This is a genomic window from Reichenbachiella agariperforans (assembly GCF_900142205.1).
GTDB lineage: Bacteria > Bacteroidota > Bacteroidia > Cytophagales > Cyclobacteriaceae > Reichenbachiella > Reichenbachiella agariperforans.
The window spans coordinates 485,997-505,375 of the sequence record NZ_FRAA01000003.1 but is presented as its reverse complement, the minus strand read 5'-3'; the positions used below and the strand labels follow the sequence as shown (position 1 = coordinate 505,375).

The following is a 19,379-nucleotide window of genomic DNA, read 5'->3' as shown; positions in this document are numbered from 1 at the left end:
ACAGAGACCGCTACGCCAGCGAGTGGTACTTTGGGAACATTCACAGACGGTAACACTTACCCAGTAGTAGCAACTGTGACAGACGGAGCAGGTAACACAGCAACAGATGCGAGCACCGACGAGTTAGTGATAATGATTGGCTCTAATGAAAATCCAATAGCAGTTGACGATAATATTTCCACACCTGAAGATGTAGCAGTGACAGTGGATGTACTGGCTAATGATTCTGACCCTGATGCAGATCTACTTACTGTTTCGAGTGCATCTTCGGAGACAGGAACTGTAGTCATCAACACTGATGGTACCCTTACTGTAACTCCCCCGGCTGACTTCATCGGAGAGATTGTGGTTACTTATGAAGTGTCTGACGGTCGAGGAGGAACAGCCATAGCAACAGTTACAGTTACTGTAGAAGAAGACAGGTCACTTGATATTTCTATGGAAGAGTTGTGTATCAACGATGTACCGTATGTAGACTATGAAGTGACTGCAATAGGGTTTGATCCAACAGGTTTGGTGGCATTGGTAGAATGGATAGATGTGAATGGTAACGTAGTTCAAACCCAAAGTAACCAACCTTTGAGTGGTATACTACTATGGCCAGGGGCAGAAGTTGATGCCAATGGAAATGGGGTTAATTGGCCAGGATGGGATTTTGTGGATGGTACGTGGATACAAGTAGAAGATGGTTTGAGAAATAACATGAGTGTTAGAATCTCAGTGAATCCTGAAAATACATTGAGTGTAAGTTACCCTCCAGCGACCCCTGCATGTGCTGCACAGCCTAATAATCCATTTGATGAGATGGACACAGATGGAGATGGTATTGTCGATTTGGATGAAGATATTAATGGTGATGGAAATCCTGACAATGACGATACCGATAGTGACGGTGTTCCTGATTATTTGGATGAAGATGATGATGGAGACGGATTGCTCTCGATCGATGAAGACACGAATGAGGATGGAGATTTTACGAATGATGATTGTGATGAAGATGGTGTTCCCAATTATCTAGATGCGGATCAATGTGAGTTTCCAGCCAAGGTGCTCAACAATGTAATCTCGTCTTCTAGTCCTGCACCATATAACAGTCTGCAAATTGAAAATATCGAAGACTTCCCGAATAATTCAGTGCAAGTGTTCAACCGATGGGGAAATAAAGTATGGGAAACCAAAGGTTATGATAACAACGACAATGCCTTCTTTGGTTTAGCTGATGGCTCTGGTATACTTGGTACTAGCGGAAGTTTACCAGTAGGAACATATTTCTACATTGTCGATTTGGGGACTGGTGAAAAGTTACTCAAAGGATTTGTAAGAGTGGAATAAGAAACTAAATAATAGATGTAAAGCCCTGCTTATCAAGTCGTTTAATGCGATGCGAGAGCAGGGCTTTTTTTGTGGTCATATTCATTTGGTCAAATACAGATAGTTCACCGAGAAAAGTCTGTGCTTCAACGAGTCGTCTCATATGCGAGGTATGAATCCAATAATATTGAGCATAGAAAAAATCCATGTAGGATTTAATACTTGAAGAAAATAACCTGAAGATGAAAAACATAAAGATCATAATAATTGTCATGGGGCTCTTGTCGGTTTCTCAGGGACTAAGGGCTCAACAACAGGTCATGTTTACACAATACATGTTTAATCAGCTTGCGATCAATCCGGCTTATGCAGGTATTCATAATGGTATTAGTACTAGTTTCCTTGCTCGTCACCAGTGGGCTGGATTTGATGGGGCACCTAGGACACAGACGTTTTCTATTCATAGCCCTGTCAAGTATCGTCCCATTGCTTTGGGAGCAGTAGTGATTCATGATGAAATAGGACTGACAGATCAGTTTGGCGCTTATTTTAGTACAGCGTATAGAATCAGTTTCTCCAATAGAACCAAACTGTCATTTGGACTTCAGGCCAGTTTCAATCAGTATAAAGTGGATTATTCGGAAAATGTATACAACGATCCAAATCTTGCGAGTCAAAATATTAGTGATATATCGCCTAATGCAGGTGCAGGGTTGATGTGGCACTCGGATAAATTTTACTTGGGTTTTTCTGTCCCTCAATTGATTAACTATTCATTGAATTCAGTTGGGGAGAATTCCACTGATCCAGATGCTAAGTTAATCAGGCACTATTTCGTCAGTGCTGGTTATGTTTTTGAACTTAGTCGTGATTTAAAATTGAAGCCTAATCTGCTCTTTAAGTGGGTACAAGGAGCACCGTTCGAAATAGATATAAATGCCAATTTTCTTATCAAAGAGTTAATTTGGCTTGGTATATCTTATCGGTCGCTAGATAGCTTTGATGCTTTATTTCAGATACAAGTGACGCCACAGTTTCAGTTAGGATACTCATATGACTTCCTTACTACTACGGACCTGAGTAGAGTGAATAGCGGTTCGCATGAGATCATGATCAACTACGTGTTCAACGTGAAACGTGATAAAATTGTAACCCCTCGATATTTTTAAACCACCTATCATGAGCAAAATAAAAAAGATAATTGTAATACTAATTCTTCTCATCCTTTCTGTGGCTCTGTTTGAAACGACTGCCAAAACGGTGTACGGTATTGAGAAAACTGGAATAGGACCTTTGAAGCAAAAGTCATATGAACGCACAAAAGAACGTGCAGCTTCCTGTTATGATAATTTTGCTTATGCCAAAGGTATAGAAGTGTATAAAAAAGCCTTGAAGAAAATGCCTTCGGATGATACATTGAAGGTGGCTATTGCAGATGGTTTCTTTCATATTCAAGAATTAGATAGCGCCGAATATTGGTACAAGAATGTGATCGATCAGGAAGGGCTAGTTTCAGAGGACAAACATTACATTCAATACGCTGAGGCACTCATTCATCAAGAGAGATATGAAGAGGCCAAAGTCTGGTTTGAAAAATTTGAGACTGAAAATCCTAAGGATAGCCGAATAAAAGCTCGTCTGGAAGGACTCGATAAGCAGTTGAGCTTTTATGGAGATTCAGTGTTATTTGAAATATCGAATGCTACTTTCAATACTGCTGGATATGATTTTAGTCCGACTTTTTATAAGAATGGGTTGATGATTGTTTCGTCAAGAGAAACTGCTCGAGTCACTCAATTCTTAAAACCTAAATACAAGTGGGATCATTCTTATTTTTTAAACCTGTTCGAAGTAGATGCGAACAATGAAGTGACGGAATTTGATAAGAGATTAAAGACGAGTTATCATGAAGGACCTGTGGCATTTTATGATCAGGGCAAAAAAATAATCTTTACCAGAAATAGTTACGAAAAAGGGGAACTTCGAGTGAATAAAAGCAAGGTGCATATACAAAGTTCACAAGTGTCCGAAAGTAACACTGGAGCTGTAAAACTCAAGCTTTTCTATTCAGAACTGATGGAGAATGGAAAGTGGACTACTCCTGAGCCTCTTTCGTTCAATGATGCCAATGTGTCTTCAGGTCACCCTACGGTGAGCGTTGATGGACAGAAGCTTTATTTTGCTTCGGATAGAGAAGGTGGATACGGAGGTACGGATTTGTATGTATCTACACTAACCGAAGGTGAATGGGGGGAGCCTGTTAATATGGGTGATAGCATCAATACTGAAGGCGATGAAATGTTTCCTTACATTGACGAGGAGGGCCTTTTTTACTTTGCATCGAATGGACATATAGGATTAGGAGGCTTGGATATTTTTCGGGTTGACTTGAATCGGATGAGTACTAAAGTCGAAAATATGGGGTATCCAATGAATACGGTAAGCGATGATTTTGGGTTAGTCATCAAAGCCGATGGAACGGATCAAACAGGATATTTTTCGTCCAACCGTCCTGGAGGAAAGGGACTGGATGATATTTATAAGTTTCATTATACGAGAAGAAGAGCACAGTCAGGGAAAGTGGTAGATCTAATCACTGGTTTGCCGCTAGAAGGGGCAGAAGTAGTCGCGCAGACTGACGCAGGAGATACGCTTGGTCGAATGGTTACTGGGATAGACGGTACATTTAGTTTCCCCTACGAATGGAATAGTTCCTATACAGTTACTAGTACCAAGGATCAATATTCGAATGACCGTTTGCAGTTTACGCCGTCTGATTTATCAAAAGGAGAGATATTAGAACTAAGAATCACCAAAGAATTATTGGTGATCAAAGGAGTGGCATATCGCGAGCAAAATGGGCAAGAGCTTGAATCTGTGAAAGTAATTGTGAAAAATGAAAAAACAGGAGCGGTATTCGGGATGATAACAGAGGATGATGGTGCTTATTCTTTTCTAGCAGAGCCTAACACGAAGTATTCCTTTCTAATGGAAAAATACAGGTACCTCTCTTATGCTAATTCGCTGACAACTGGTGCAGACAAGTCTGGTGAAATCATCAACGATGGATCATTGATGGAAATAGTGATAGGAAGGCCGATCGAACTGAATGAAATACATTTTGATGTAGCGAAGTGGGATATTCGTGAAGATGCTGCGAAGGAGTTAGATAAGTTCACTCAAAAACTAATGGATAACCCGTCTATCATAGTTGAGTTGAGTACACATACGGATAGTCGTGGTGGAGATAGATACAACTTGGATTTGTCTGATAAGAGAGCTAAATCTTCGGCTGATTACGTAATCAATCATGGCATCCCTGCCGAACGGCTGGTAGGTAGAGGCTATGGGGAATCTCGATTACTCAATGAGTGTGGCAATGGGGTGAAGTGTACCAAAGAACAACATCAAAAGAACAGACGTGCTGAATTCAAGGTTACAGGATTTTTGCCAGAAGAAGTAATTGAGGAAGAATTAGATATACTATGGATATCTCCAAACTATAAAACTGTTAGGTTGTCAATAGAAGAAAGAGAAACATTGGCAAAGACGCATAGGCAATCATTGACTCAGCAGGATAAAGAACCAAAAAGGAATAGTTTGTAAATAGGACGATAAGAATATAGGTAGTTAAATTTGGTAGAAGAGCCGTGGTGTTAGTATATCCACGGCTCTGTTTTTTTATGACCGAAAGCCACAGACACCGATAAGATTATCGGTGTCTGTGGCTTTTTAAGCCTGACTCAGAAGCGTTAATTCTTGATCACTTTAATTACTTCAGACTGAGTATCCGTGTTGACTTTGACGAGATAGATTCCTGATGCCAATGATTGTAGGTTGATGTAATTTTGATTGACCGCTTTATGTTTTTTGTTTCCAGAGAGGGTGTATACCTCTATTCGATTAATTTTTTGAGTAGTCTCTATAGTCAACAGTCCAGTGGTAGGATTAGGGCTGACTGAGATTATACTACCAGAGAGGTAGTCAATAGATATTGTTTTCGAGTACTCGAACGAGCCGTCATAGTCTACTGCTTTGAGACGATAGTAGTAGGTGGCAGCAGAGAGGGGATAGTCTTTTAAATGATAACGATTGATTTCGTTAGACTGATGATGAGAGGATACCTTACCTATCGATTGAAAGTTTGTACCGTCTGTGCTCCGTTCTATCGAGAAATAATCGGAGTTGATTTCGGATGCCGTTTCCCAACTCAATTGGACATGATCAACTTCAGCATAGGCACTGAAATCGGTTAGTTCTACAGGTAATGGTTCGTCTTCTTGAGCGGCAGTCCAATCCGAAAATGATGTAGTAGTAGAACTAATGATTCTAGGGTCCATGACGCTTACATCATAAGGCCCAGAAAATTTGCCCCAACCGGCCCCTCCATCTTTGAAGAGACTGATTTGGGTGAGGTCCTTGCTGTTGTCATGGTTTGGTATCCAGCAGAAAGAGACATTTCGTCCACTGGCAGGTTGATTGTCCGTGTCTATTTCCCAGTAACAGGAAATGGAAGTATTGCCATAGGTATCTATGATGCCGTCAGTGCCAGTGGTTCGTGCGATGGTGACGTTGCCTAGGTCGTCAGTACCTGCGTCTATAGTGGTGCAAAACATTGTGATACTACCTGTACCTACAGCTCGTGGCAATGTAGAGATACGGCCTAAAATGTGACTGTCATCCGTTTCGCTAATGTCATTGGCACTGTTGCCAAACGTCATTGTGCCAGATGACTGATGTACAATGCCATCGGTTAGAGTTACTCCGTCGTTTATTAGGACATCTCCTGCCAACGTGAGTGTTTTGCCAGTGCCATTCATAATTATGCCTCCTATTGTAGTGGCACTACCGATGTTGACGGTGAGGTCTTTGGTGATTGTGTGTGTCCCTGTGTAGGAACCACTATTTAATGTGAGTTGGCCACCGTCGATTGCTACATCGTGCGCTTCTTGCTTGCGCAGTGAGCCCCCTGTTTGTACTCCCAAAAGAGTAATGTAATAGTGACTATCGTCGGGTTGGAATCCATCTGTGTCAGTCTCCGTATCAGTGCCATCTGCTAGATAGGGGGTGAAATCATTGTTGCTACCTACCCAGCCTTCTATTTCTGTTTCATCTATAGAGTTGAAATAGTTGGTAGACAAGTCTATACCAGAGCTAATGGCTAGGTTACCATTCCCATTTTGATCAAAGTAAGAGTTCGAAACGGTCAGGTCACAATTTGCATCTTGTTTCCCTAATCCTTCAAATCCAAAAGCTCCAGCCTGTGTAGCTGGATTGATTAGGTTCGATTCACTTACTTGGCATGAGGCATAGGATCGAACCTGTATGTTGTATCCATTGTTTCCACCTGTACCATATGGATCAGAACCATTGTTGGTGAAATCTGTTCGGGATATCATCAAGTCTGCATTGTTTCCTCTTACATACACGGCACGGTTGAAGTTGTCATGGAGGTTGCTATTGGAGAGTGTTGCTGTGATGCCTATTTCATCATCATCAGAACCATCAAAAGGCCCTGTTTGTTGAAAATCAGCAAGATAAATAGCGGAAAAATCACCGCTGCTACTCAGTCCTGCTCCATTGCTAACCCCTGATATATCTACTGAGTCTATGTTTACAACAAGATCATCGGTGATATCAGCACTGGCATCCCCTTTGGCAAACAGGTATATTCCAGCCTGTGTATCGGGCTGTACCAGTCCGTCACTTTCTGACACCCCAGAGAAGGCACTCATCGTGATGTGTTCAATTTGTACTTCGCTAGGTTCGAAATTAGTAAGATCTGTATTGCTGATTTCTATTCCTTTGGTGCATCCTGTCATGGTACTATTGCTCAGAAGTAGATTGTCGGCAGTGTTGTAAGCGTTGTAAACCCAAATACCATAGGATGCTCCGATAATATCATTGTTAGTCGCTTCAGCGTCCACAGTTCCATTTAGCCCATAGAGAAACAAACCATAGCTGGGATTGGTGAGATTGGTTTGGTCTTCAAAATCTAACATTTCTATATCATTGTACGAGATGTCCACAATTCCGCTGGATACATTGGCTAAATTGACTCCAGCACTATTGGCATAGATGATATTATTTAGGACTGAAAAATCAGCGTAAGAATCATTGGCAATACCAGTAGTTGCGTTAGAGGTGGTACTGTTCGTGCCGATTTGAAAGCCATCTATGGTTACATCTGTAGCGGCCACTGTAATCGCCACCGCGTTGCTTGCTGGTTCGATGATAGATTCTGGATTTCGAGGGTCATTGGCAGGGATACCAGTATTGGCACCATTTAGTGTGGTGGGTTTGGAGATTATTAAGGATTCGTTGTAGGTACCTTCTTCCACAGTGACTGTTCCTCCGGAGGAGACTAAGTCCAAACCATCTTGAATGCTGCCGCCATCACCGACGGTCACTTCATCTGCTGTGAAGCCAGTCACTGTAATGTCTGCATACAAAGAGATAGCCGTTGCATTAGGATCTCCTGTTCCAGTTAGGGTTATATCATTGTGTATTTCGATAGATTCATCATAGGTGCCTGCAGCTATATTGAGAGTTGATCCACCACCGACTTGGCTAAGAGCGTATGCAGATGCGAGGGTCTTTTTAGGAGAAGCCAGTGTGCCTAAATTGGTATCCAAGCCAAACGTTGCATCGACATAGATGGTGAGCAACTCTGTGAAGTTAGTGCCTCCTGCCATTGCACCATAAGTGAATGAACCTAAATAGGTCTGTATCGGGTTGAGTAATGGGAATCCCGAGTAGCCCAATAGTCCACCAAGGTTAATCCAGTAGTTAACCGCGGCTATTGTCTGTAGCTGGGCGACTTGCAGGTTATTGGGGTCTGAGACTTGGTCTGTGCTGTTGTAGGAGAGTAGGACGCGATCGACTTGTGTGATGTTTCCAGGGGTAGAAGGAGTGACCGTCCAATAATTTTCACTGATCATACGGTCTAAAAGCCCAGTCAGAGCAAATAGTGTACTAAGATTTGACGGGTCAGCTTCTATGAAATCTGCGTTATACAATACATCGTTTGTTTGGTCGATCCCTTCGATTGTCATGGGGTGATAATCTGTTTCCCCGATAGGAAAAAATAGTTTGTTTCCAGTATGTGCTCCTAATACCTGATGAATAAACTCTCCAATGACGTATGCATTTGTGTTGCCGGGGAGAGCTGTGTTTCCCTTGAAGATAAGACTAGAACCAGTTGCATCCACTAGTCCTTTTTCTAACAGTAGATAGTTGGTATTCATCGGGGTAGATAGCGTTGTGGTTCCGTTACGATTCAGTACTACCCGTTCGAATGTACCCGTGGTAGTCAAGCTGCCAATGTCTCCAGTTCCCCATAGGTAGAGACCACCTGTAGTGCTGCCATCTATGCGACCCGTGCTAGATATACTACCCGAGATGATAATGTTGTAGTCATCTATATCTACTCCATCAGATGCATCCATACTGAGTACCCCTGAGATGTTGATATCCCCTCCAAGGGTTAAGTTCTCCCCACTGAGGGTTAGGTTTTCGAATGTAGTGCGGTAAGTGTCATCGAGTAGACCAGCGCCTGGCGCTACGAGTGTTAGTTCTTTGTCGAGAATAGTTGTTCCGCTGATGGTGCCAGCAGGTAGGTTTTGGATGGTAGCAGAGGAGGATGCGTTCAGTATGGCTGCAGCCAAATTGGAGTAGCTATTGTCTGCATCATCTACGATTTCATGAGTAAGTGCATCGGACTGAGAGGTGGCTGCCCCTGAACCGTAATTGCTGATACTGACTGCTGATTCTCCCCAGTAGTTATGGGTTAGGGTGAGCGTATTGGTGTTTTCTTCATTAACCAATGCGTACACATCATCATTAGCAAAAGAGCAGTGAGAGATAGATACACTTGACATGTCTATGCCAGTGTTGTCTGTTTTTCCCATCTCACCAAACCGCAGGTCGCCTACTAGTCCATCGATGATTACACCATCTAAGGTGACATTGTTCAGTGAAGCGGGAGAGCCACTGTATGAGCCTGCATCAGTACGTGCTTTGATGGTCACTGCCGTAGTACGTCGATTTTCGGGTGCAGTATCTATGTCATTTGGGCCAATAGCTCCACAGTCCATGATACGTGAGTTTCGAATAGTGATATCCGAATAGGCTTGCCATTTTAGATTGATATCTATTCCGTTGTTGTAAGCATTGTCGGATCTAGTGCCACTGTTGATGATAGAGATATTTTCGAATGTCGCATGATCTAGGTTTTCACAATAAATCCCTTTGTCAGTATTGTTGCTAAAGCTACAGTTCCTGAAAAGGACATTGGTTAAGTAATTTCCCACATTCGTATTCGTCCCCATCTGTGAATAGAACCCAAACCGACTATCGTCCATAGTAGTGTTGAGTACCGTCAGACCATCTACAGCAGAACCTGTCTCGTTTATGTTGACGAGTAGCGCTGTATTGGTAGCGTTGTTGAGATTACAGTTGTTGATGGTGATGTTGCTAACACTGGATGTGTTTTGGATCTGTACATTCCTGCTGTATCCGTTAGCAGTAATGTTTTCAATATTGACATAAGAGGTCTGGAGATCAATTCCGGGAGAACTTCCTCCTGAAATTACTAAATTTTCGATTGTCAAAAGGTCAGTGCCGCTGGTTGCGGCAGAGAGGTCTAAAGTTTGGACGATGGTACCACTACCCATACCACTAAGAGTGACTCTGGTGCTGATGTCTGCAGCAGCAAATATCCCTTCTGAGAGGTTAATGATGTCGTTGGTGCTCGATTGGCTTACAGCGTGGTTGATAGTAGCACAAGGAGCGTTTGGGTCGGAACAGTCATTTGCAGTATCAGACCCTGTGCCGTCTACATATCGGTTGCTTTGAGCAAAGGAGACATGGGTAAGAAACGTAAAGAGAAGTATGCAGAGAAGTTTAGGTTTTAGGATCATAAGGTTGATTTAAATTGGTTTCTTAGAAGGAAGTTATGAAAAATTGGGATGTTTTCATAGTGTTTTCTCCTATTAACGATAAGTAAATCAACCTATTGCGTGTACTAGCTACGGGGATGGTGATCTAGCATGACTTGTTTGAGATAGTCACGATCTAGATGGGTGTAGATTTCGGTAGTGGTGATGGACTCGTGACCGAGCATCTCTTGCACTGCACGTAGGTCAGCCCCACCTTCGATTAGGTGGGTTGCAAAAGAGTGGCGAAAGGTATGCGGGCTGATCTTTTTGGTCATCCCGATAGTCGTCGCTAGGTTTTTGATGATTGTAAAAATCATCACGCGGGTCAACTGGGCCCCACGTCGGTTGAGAAAGATGTAGCTTTCATGTCCCGGTTTGATATCCAAGTGACACCTGTAGTGGTCTATATAAAGCTTAATATGCTTCATGGCCTCTCGCCCGACTGGGACGAGTCGCTCTTTGTTGCCTTTGCCTACCACTCTGAAAAAGTTGATTTCTTCCAAAATGGAATTGAGTTTGAGGTTGATCAGTTCTGAGACACGTAGGCCAGAGCTATACAGTGTCTCCAGCATGGCGCGGTTGCGCTGACCTTCAGGTTTAGAAAGGTCTATGGCTGCTAGCAGCTGCTCTATTTCTTCTAAGTTTAGAGTGTCGGGGAGTTTTCGGCCCAACTTGGGCGCTTCGATGAGTTCTGAGGGATCGTGATCCATGTCTCCTTCATACAGGAGGTATTTGAAGAAAGCTTTGATCCCCGAGACTATTCTAGCCTGAGAGTAGGCGGACATTTCCAGCTCCATGATGTACTCCAGTAGGTCGCGGATATCCGTATCTGTGACGGATAGTGGGTCTTTGTCGGGATCACGCAGTGAGAGAAACTGCTCCAATTTTTTCACATCCTGAATATAGGCCTCTATGGAGTTAGGCGAGAGCGAACGCTCCAGCTGTAGGTAGGCTTTGAATTGCTTGATATGAGAAGTCCAGGACATGGTCGCGAAATTAATCTCTATAAATTAATACCGATAATTATAGCCAGTAAACTAATTTTGAAAGACTTCTAAATAATAGATAACCCAGATATGAAAATACTTATTTTGAATGGACCGAACCTGAACTTGTTGGGCAAGCGTGAACCAGAGATATATGGCACGAAGACTTTTGAGGAATATTTTGAGGAGATGAAAACGGCTTTTCCTGCGGTTGATTTGGTTTATTTTCAGAGTAATCACGAAGGGGCTTTGATTGACAAAATCCACGAAGTAGGATTCTCTTATGACGGGATCGTGTTCAACGCTGGAGGGTACACACATACTTCAGTTGCTTTGGCGGATGCTGTGTCAGGTGTGACTACTCGAGTTGTAGAGGTACATATCTCCAACATCATGGAGAGAGAAGCATTCAGGCATCACAGTTATTTGACACCTGTCTGTGTGGCGCACTTCATAGGTCATGGTTTGCCGGGATACAACAGCGCGGTGGACTACTTGATACAAAAATGATAACCCTTACAACATTACCCCTATGCTTAATTTTAAAGAAATTATCTCGGTATCTCTCATCCTTTTCTCCATCATAGATATTTTGGGGAGCGTGCCGATTATCATCGATCTACGCAAAAAATCTGGGCACATCCAGAGTGCCAAAGCTACTATCGTGGCGGGAGTGATCATGGTGGTGTTTTTGTTTTTGGGATCTAAAATTCTTGGATTGTTTGGGATAGACGTGGGGTCTTTCGCCATTACAGGAGCCTTAATTATGTTTTTTATAGGGATGGAAATGACCCTAGGGATACAGTTGTTCAAACCCGATACCGATGAGAGCAACAGTAGTTCTATCGTCCCGCTGGCTTTTCCGTTGATCGCTGGCCCAGGTACGATGACTGCCTTGATCTCCCTGCGAGCGGAGTTCGAACTGTGGAACATCCTAGTGGGTATTATCCTCAACTTGCTGTTCATCTATATCGTACTCAAGTCCTCAGGCTGGCTAGAGAAAAAGATAGGACAGGCTGGTTTTAATATCCTTAGAAAGGTGTTTGGCATTATTCTACTCGCGATAGCCATCAAGCTATTCAAGAATGCTTTGGTCATGTGGTAGTTAGGGCTGAAAACGAAAAGTATAAACCGAATAGTAGTAGGACTGCCTGAAAACTTTTTACTTTGAACTTTCAAACTTTGAACGCACCTCCATGATTATCATTTATACAGACGGCTCTTCACGAGGCAATCCAGGACCGGGAGGGTACGGTACCGTACTCCTCGCCAAAGGACACCGCAAAGAACTCTCTGAGGGTTTTCGCAAGACGACAAATAACCGGATGGAGCTGCTCGCTGTAATCAAAGGGCTTGAAGCACTCAAGGTGATTAATGCAGATGTACTCATCTACTCTGACTCTAAATATGTCGTCGATGCGGTCGAAAAGGGCTGGCTCTGGGGCTGGGTCAAAAAGAACTTTAAGGACAAAAAGAACCGAGACCTATGGGAGCGTTTTATTCCAGTCTATAAGCGCAACAAGGTCAAGTTCAAATGGGTCAAAGGCCATGCGGGTAATCCTGAAAATGAGCGCTGTGATACGCTAGCAGTGGATGCTGCAATGGGGTCCAATTTACCAGCGGATGTTGCATTTGAGTCAGGTATCAATGATTTTTAGTTAGAAACAGCCAGTGGCGAATACCTATTTTCAGTTCAAACAATTTACTGTTCATCAAGAGCACTGTGCGATGAAGGTCAGCACGGAGGCGTGTATTCTGGGAGCATGGGTGTCGAAGCATTCGGCTAAACACATCTTAGATATCGGAGCTGGTACAGGACTGGTTTCGCTGATGTTGGCGCAGCGATTGGGTGGGCAGATAGATGCGGTAGAGATAGATACAGATGCTGCACGCCAGACGGCAGAGAATTTTGCAGCTTCTCCATGGGATGACAGGTTAAGTCTGTTTCAAGAGGATGTCTTTACTTATGCTGCTGTGGCTACAGTGTCTTATGATTTGATCGTGTCTAATCCTCCATTTTTTACCTCTAGTCTAAAATCTCCCGAGCGCAGAAACAATCTGGCGAAGCACGATACAGGGCAGTTTAGCAAAGTGAAGTTTGTGCAATGTCTAGCGAGTTTGCTATCGGAGGATGGTGAGGGATACGTGTTATACCCAGAGAAAGAAGCGAAAGAGTTTCAGAAAGAACTGAGGGCTGTGGGATTATATAGTTACCCCGCTTTGATCATCCGAAACCAACCTAACAAAGAGGTGTTTCGTGTCATTGTATGCATTTCTCGGCAGGAGATTATTGTTTCACCCCGAGAGCTCTATATTAGATCCGGGCAGGAACACACCACTGAGTTCATCGACTTACTCAAGGATTACTATTTGAAGTATTGATGCTTTGAATCAAAAGAGGGTTTCGAATGTGTCCGAAACCCTCTTTTGATTTTATTAATTTTCACAGTGATGTCTATTCTTTCGTGGTGGCTGCCAATGTGTCTTTCTTCACAGCTTCTTCACTTACTTTTCCTTTGCAGCAGGCTTTGGTGCATCCTGGCTTGCAGGTTTTTCCTTCGGTTGCCATGCCTTCTTTTTGGCAGCATGCTTTTTTACAATCCGCTTTACAAGTTTTGCTTTCTGAACTTATGGCATGACATTTTGCAGTACATGGACCATCGTGACTGCACATCATCATGCCAGACTGGTGTATATCTTCGTGGGCATGACCTGCGGTACCATTGGTCTCTCCTAAAATAGGAGCGATCACGAGTCCTACGAGACAAGTCAATTTGATTAGAATGTTCATCGATGGACCCGAGGTGTCTTTGAATGGATCACCGACGGTATCACCTGTGACGGCTGCTTTATGTGCATCAGAACCTTTGTAGGTCATTTCTCCATTGATCATGACACCTGCTTCGAACGATTTTTTAGCATTGTCCCATGCGCCACCGGCGTTGTTTTGGAAGATCGCCCACATCACGCCAGATACGGCCACACCGGCCATGTAAGAGCCAAGTGCCTCTGGCCCCATTATAAATCCGATAATGATCGGGGTGATGATAGTCAAGGCGCCAGGTAGCATCATTTCTCTCAAGGCAGCTTTGGTAGAAATCTCGACACACCGCGCATAGTCAGGTCTGCCCGTTCCTTCGAGGATGCCTGGTATTTCTTTGAATTGTCTACGGACTTCCATCACCATTTCCATGGCAGCTTTTCCAACAGATTTCATCGCGAGAGCGGAGAATACGACCGGGATCATTCCGCCGATGAATAGTGCCGCAAGTACATCCGCTTTGAAGATGTTGATTCCGTCGATCCCAGTGAAGGTCACATAGGCTGCAAACAATGCCAAGGCAGTTAGGGCTGCTGATGCGATAGCAAACCCCTTACCTACAGCAGCTGTTGTATTGCCTACCGAGTCTAGTATGTCTGTTCTTTCTCTTACCTCTTTAGGAAGCTCACTCATCTCAGCTACTCCACCTGCATTGTCAGCGATAGGGCCGAAAGCATCGATGGCTAGTTGCATCGCAGTTGTTGCCATCATCGATGATGCAGCGATCGCTACACCATAGAATCCCGCCAGCTCGTACGAACCCCAGATCGCAACGGCAAATAGGATCACAGACGAAAAAGTAGAGATCATACCTGTTGCTAAACCTGCGATGATGTTGGTCGCGGCACCTGTGGAGGAATTGGTTACGATATCCATCACAGGCTTTTTGCCCAGTGCGGTGTAGTATTCTGTAAAAGAGGAGATCAAGTAGCCAACTCCTAGTCCTACTAAAGTAGCGTAGAAGACGTTTTGGCTAGGAATATCAATAGCCCCTTCTCCGAAGAATTTCATCCCTACAATGGCCTCAGGTAGCATCCAGTCGATTAGAAACCAGCCTGCGACTGCTGTGAGTGCCAGAGAGGTGATGTTACCTACATTTAGTGCTTTTTGAACTTCATTTTCTTTGGCAGAATTGTCTTTTATCTTGATGAAAAATGTACCGATGATCGAAGAGACTATCCCCACACCTGCTATCATGATAGGGAGGAGGATAGCTCCCATACCGTCGAAGGTGTCGTGTACTACACCTGCATCAGCCATGTCTTTGATGATGTAGTTACCTAGTACCATAGAGGCGAGTACTGTGGCTACATACGACCCGAATAGATCAGCCCCCATACCAGCAACATCCCCTACATTGTCTCCTACGTTATCGGCAATCGTAGCAGGGTTGCGAGGGTCATCTTCTGGGATCCCCGCCTCTACTTTTCCTACTAGGTCAGCGCCTACATCTGCAGCTTTGGTGTAGATGCCCCCCCCTACACGAGCGAATAGTGCGATGGATTCAGCACCCAGCGAGAATCCAGCGAGTGCTTCTAGTACGATGGTCATTTCGTGGTAGAACGTGCCGCCATTGCCTAGGAATATTTTGATGAATATCAGGAAGAATAAACTGAGACCTAAAACTGCTAGGCCAGCTACGCCAAGTCCCATCACAGTTCCTCCACCAAAGGATACCTTTAGTGCTTTGGGTAGACTGGTACGCGCCGCTTCGGTGGTACGGGCATTCGCTTCTGTAGCGATTCTCATACCGATGTTCCCTGCGAGAGCAGAAAACAAGGCGCCAATCACAAAGGCCGGGACGATCATCCAGCTGGTTGTTTCTACCATCATGGATATTCCGAACAGTGCCACCGATGCAATTACTACGAATATGGCCAGTAGCCTATATTCCGCGGACAAAAACGCCAAAGCTCCTTCTTTGATGTTTTTGGAAATCTCCTTCATTTTGTCAGTCCCAGCATCTTGCTTCTTGACCCATGATCTCTTGATCATCATGAATACCAGCCCTAGAACGGCCAAGCCAATTGGCACGTAAATTAAGTTACTCATCTCTTCTCCTAGATTAATTGAAAATTTGTTTGTGATCACTATAAACGCATTGCATTACATTTATAGTGATCACAAATATATGCGATCAGTCCAGAAATAAAAATATTCCACATCCTCTTGAAAATCAGGTTAAATCAGTCCTTATTTAGAAGAGTGAAGAATTGCTAAAATCCCACTCATAGTCCTTCTACTAGTATTTTTTTATGTACTTTAGGGCTCTGATATTGAAAGAATAAACGAAACAATACAATCACCCCGCCATGCTGAATAAACCTTTCTTTTTTGCGTTCATTTTTATCGGTTCGACATTGTTTGGACTTCACATTTATGATAAAAATCATAAAGTGGATTTGACGATTGAACAAGCTATGGAACCTGTACAACATCTATCTAATGCGAGACAGGCCATAGTGCATGAGCAGTTTGATAAGAGTATCATGGAGTTGGACGAAGCGATTATAGATATGCGTAGGATTGAAAAGATAGCGGACAGTTCTGCGAGTGCCTATGTGGAGAAAGCGATTGCTGATTTAGCATTAGTAGAGGCGGAGATTCGTAACGATACCATCTTACTGGATGACCTGAATCATGCTTTTTTCAATGCGCTCAATTCGATCGCTTATGCTAACTTGACGATTTCTGAACAGAACTTGGACAAAGGGGATAAGTATAAGGCGATCCGTTTTATGAATGCCACTTTCAAGGAAATGGTGAGTTCCTTAGAGTTCGCTACTAGTGAAAGAGATAAGGAAAAAGAGAGAAAGGTAATCGAAGACATCAAGACTATTCTAGAGAATATGCAAAAGCCAGGTGATCAATATAATTTTAACTATGATACGCTAAATAGGGAATTCGAAGAACTGATAGAAATTCACGACTAAACTTTTTCGCTGCAGGGCTATTCCTATATTTGCAGCCTAAATCGGATTTCAGTGAAGCAGCTCATTAGTTTATTTCTTAAAAAAGTACCGCGTAAGTATCTCCAGCTTTTTAGCCATTTTGCTCTCAAGATTGTAGCGGTATTTTATCGTGGAGATCAAGTGGAATGCCCAGTGTGTACCCATCATTTTGCTAAGTTCGTGCCTTATGGACGTGTTGCTAGAGCCAATGCCCTTTGTCCTAATTGTTTAGCCCTAGAGCGTCATCGATTGATGTGGCTTTACCTCAAAGAGAAAACAGACTTTTTCACTCCAGGCAAGGATATATTACACATCGCACCAGAGATTTGCTTTATCAAGCGATTGGAAGTCATGCATGGGGATAGATACATCACTGCAGATTTGGAATCTCCTTTGGCCAAAGTGAAAATGGATATTCATGAGATGCCTTTTGAAGATAATCATTTTGATGTAGCGTTTTGTAATCACGTCATGGAGCATGTAGCGGATGATATTCAATCCATGAAGGAAATCTACCGGGTGCTAAAACCTGGCGGATGGGCAATCATCCAAATCCCAATTTTCGAGCCTTGGGCTGACACGACATTCGAAGATGATAGCATCACGGATCCAAAGGAACGTGAACGCATTTTTGGACAAGATGACCATGTCAGGCTCTACGGTAGAGACTATCCTGAGCGTCTGCGTTCAGCAGGTTTTGAAGTGGTAGAGGATGATTATGTGATGATTTTGAGTGAAGAGGTCGTTGCTCGCTATGCCTTGCCGAAGGATGAAATCATCTATCTTTGTAAAAAGAAGTAAGAATTTGGAGTCAAGAACCAAGACCTGCTCCTTTGATAGAACGTGATCGAACTAGTCTTTTAACCCCAATTTCTCACTGATGAGGTAATCGTCTTTTTTGGGAGAGACCTGTATCATCATCTCACCGATGAAGCCTGTGAGGAATAGTTGTACTCCTATGATGATGGCTACAAGTGCCAAAAAGAATAGAGGCTGTGCGACGATGTCTCTGGCGGGAAGGTTGAAATGGATTTCGTATAGTTTTCGAGCGACCACCCAGACGGTGATGATACTACCAAAAAGAAAAGATAGTGTGCCCAGCGACCCAAAAAAGTGCATCGGGCTTTTTCGAAATTTAGATACAAATGAGATCGATAGTAGATCTAAGAACCCGAAGATAAATCGCTCTAGCCCGAATTTGGTTGTTCCATATTTTCTAGCTTGGTGTTGGACGATTTTTTCGCCGATTTTACTAAACCCTTGGCCTTTGGCAATGAAGGGGATGTAGCGGTGCATCTCTCCATATACATCAATGGATTTGACCACCTTGTTTTTATAAGCTTTCAACCCACAGTTGAAATCATGCAGTTTGACTCCTGAAAAAGCCCTTGCCACTCTGTTGAAGAGCTTAGAAGGAATGGTTTTCATGAGCGGATCAAAGCGTTTTCTTTTCCATCCAGAAACCAAATCATAGTCTTCTTCCATGACCATGCGGTAGAGTTCAGGGATTTCGTCAGGGCTGTCTTGCAGATCTGCGTCCATGGTGATGACTACATCGCCTGAGACTTCTTTGAATCCTACATCTAGCGCAGCAGACTTGCCGTAGTTTCTGTTAAACTGTATGCCTTTGAGATTGGCGTTTTGTGCTTTCAGATCGAGGATAGTCGCCCATGAGTTATCCGTACTGCCATCATCTATTAACAATACTTCGTAGCTAAAACTATGCTCGTCCATCACACGGGCGATCCAACTGCATAGTTCTGGTAGAGATTCTTCTTCGTTGAGAAGGGGGACGATGACGGATATATTTGGGTTTGGACTCATTTAATCTTCGGCTTCAAACAGTGGCTTAGATTTACGGAGGAATAGAGCCGCAATCAAAGCGGCCACCATGGCTTGCATGAGAATCTGCCAGCTATTCGCTATCAGCGAAAAGGGCTTGAAACTGTTGCGTACCTGACGTTCGATTTCACTAATACTTTCGTCTACTTTACTCATGTCTTTTTCAAAAAGAAGGAGCATTTGTTCGGTTGATTCTATGCTTTTTTGGATAAAAATATCCTGTAGGTCTGGATTGAGGACATTGAAAACAAAGATGTAGAATGCCTCATTGAAATAGATCATGATGAAAAATGCAATCCCGCTATACCAATATGCCTCAGCGTAGGTAAGGTATCCTTCGTGGTTTTCACTTCTTTCTTTCCGTCCTAGATAGATGAGAAGACCAAAGGAAACGATCATGAGGGTGATGCTACGCCACGAGAAATAGGCGTCACTGCTAATCAAGTATGCGACCAGTGAGATGCCAATCCCAACTAGGCCGATGATGGCTCCATGTAGAAGCCCTTTTTTATTCAAATCGTAATTCAAT

Annotated in this window: 14 protein-coding genes; 9 read left to right on the top strand and 5 right to left on the bottom strand. The window is 43.3% G+C overall.

The window, feature by feature from the left end:
• From BUB99_RS11270 to BUB99_RS11255, 3 genes are all read left to right on the top strand, one after another.
• On the top strand, positions 1–1,332 hold a 1,332-nt coding region (locus BUB99_RS11270; protein ID WP_170863783.1), incomplete at its 5' end, for an Ig-like domain-containing protein.
• A gap of 221 nt (positions 1,333–1,553) precedes the next feature.
• On the top strand, positions 1,554–2,480 hold the full coding sequence (locus tag BUB99_RS11260; RefSeq protein ID WP_073122513.1) for a PorP/SprF family type IX secretion system membrane protein: 927 nt from the start codon (positions 1,554–1,556) through the stop codon (positions 2,478–2,480).
• A gap of 10 nt (positions 2,481–2,490) precedes the next feature.
• Positions 2,491–4,917 carry an OmpA family protein gene (locus BUB99_RS11255; RefSeq protein WP_073122511.1) on the top strand — a complete coding sequence of 809 codons (2,427 nt, stop codon included), beginning with the start codon at positions 2,491–2,493 and terminating at the stop codon, positions 4,915–4,917.
• Between the two features lie 146 nt (positions 4,918–5,063).
• Here BUB99_RS11255 and BUB99_RS11250 read toward each other — a convergent pair whose 3' ends face one another.
• Both BUB99_RS11250 and xerD read right to left on the bottom strand, forming a co-directional pair.
• The gene (locus BUB99_RS11250; RefSeq protein WP_073122509.1) at positions 5,064–10,232 is read right to left on the bottom strand and encodes a T9SS type A sorting domain-containing protein; all 5,169 of its coding nucleotides are present in this window, start codon (positions 10,230–10,232) and stop codon (positions 5,064–5,066) included.
• A 104-nt stretch (positions 10,233–10,336) separates the two neighbouring features.
• Positions 10,337–11,236, bottom strand: coding sequence for a site-specific tyrosine recombinase XerD (gene xerD, locus BUB99_RS11245; RefSeq protein WP_073122507.1), 900 nt, complete (start codon positions 11,234–11,236; stop codon positions 10,337–10,339).
• 90 nt (positions 11,237–11,326) lie between these two features.
• Between xerD and BUB99_RS11240 the strand changes: the two genes are divergently transcribed.
• The 4 genes from BUB99_RS11240 to BUB99_RS11225 all read left to right on the top strand — a co-directional run bounded on the left by BUB99_RS11240 (position 11,327) and on the right by BUB99_RS11225 (position 13,618).
• Positions 11,327–11,746 (top strand): type II 3-dehydroquinate dehydratase, encoded by a 420-nt coding sequence (locus BUB99_RS11240; RefSeq protein WP_073122505.1) that lies wholly within the window; start codon positions 11,327–11,329, stop codon positions 11,744–11,746.
• Between the two features lie 22 nt (positions 11,747–11,768).
• Complete coding sequence (locus BUB99_RS11235; RefSeq protein ID WP_073122503.1) at positions 11,769–12,341, top strand: MarC family protein; 573 nt, start codon at positions 11,769–11,771, stop codon at positions 12,339–12,341.
• A 91-nt stretch (positions 12,342–12,432) separates the two neighbouring features.
• Positions 12,433–12,894, top strand: a complete 462-nt coding sequence (rnhA, locus tag BUB99_RS11230) for a ribonuclease HI (RefSeq protein WP_073122501.1) — start codon at positions 12,433–12,435, stop codon at positions 12,892–12,894.
• Positions 12,895–12,907: 13 nt separating this feature from the next.
• Positions 12,908–13,618 (top strand): tRNA1(Val) (adenine(37)-N6)-methyltransferase, encoded by a 711-nt coding sequence (locus tag BUB99_RS11225; RefSeq protein WP_073122499.1) that lies wholly within the window; start codon positions 12,908–12,910, stop codon positions 13,616–13,618.
• A 73-nt stretch (positions 13,619–13,691) separates the two neighbouring features.
• Here the strand turns inward: BUB99_RS11225 and BUB99_RS11220 are convergent, their stop codons facing one another.
• Positions 13,692–16,109: a sodium-translocating pyrophosphatase gene (locus BUB99_RS11220; protein WP_084190513.1), complete on the bottom strand. Its 2,418-nt coding sequence runs from the start codon at positions 16,107–16,109 to the stop codon at positions 13,692–13,694.
• Positions 16,110–16,369: 260 nt separating this feature from the next.
• On the opposite strand from BUB99_RS11220, the gene BUB99_RS11215 reads away from it, so the two are divergent.
• Together BUB99_RS11215 and BUB99_RS11210 are read left to right on the top strand one after the other, a co-directional pair.
• Positions 16,370–16,990, top strand: coding sequence for a hypothetical protein (locus BUB99_RS11215; RefSeq protein ID WP_073122497.1), 621 nt, complete (start codon positions 16,370–16,372; stop codon positions 16,988–16,990).
• A 51-nt stretch (positions 16,991–17,041) separates the two neighbouring features.
• Entirely contained in the window at positions 17,042–17,809 is a 768-nt protein-coding gene (locus tag BUB99_RS11210) for a class I SAM-dependent methyltransferase (protein WP_073122496.1), read from the top strand.
• Between the two features lie 51 nt (positions 17,810–17,860).
• On the opposite strand, the gene BUB99_RS11205 is transcribed toward BUB99_RS11210, so the two are convergent.
• Entirely contained in the window at positions 17,861–18,832 is a 972-nt protein-coding gene (locus BUB99_RS11205) for a glycosyltransferase family 2 protein (RefSeq protein WP_073122494.1), read from the bottom strand.
• Entirely contained in the window at positions 18,833–19,378 is a 546-nt protein-coding gene (locus tag BUB99_RS11200) for a DUF4199 domain-containing protein (RefSeq protein ID WP_073122492.1), read from the bottom strand. It lies immediately after the preceding gene.
• Position 19,379 lies beyond the last annotated feature (1 nt).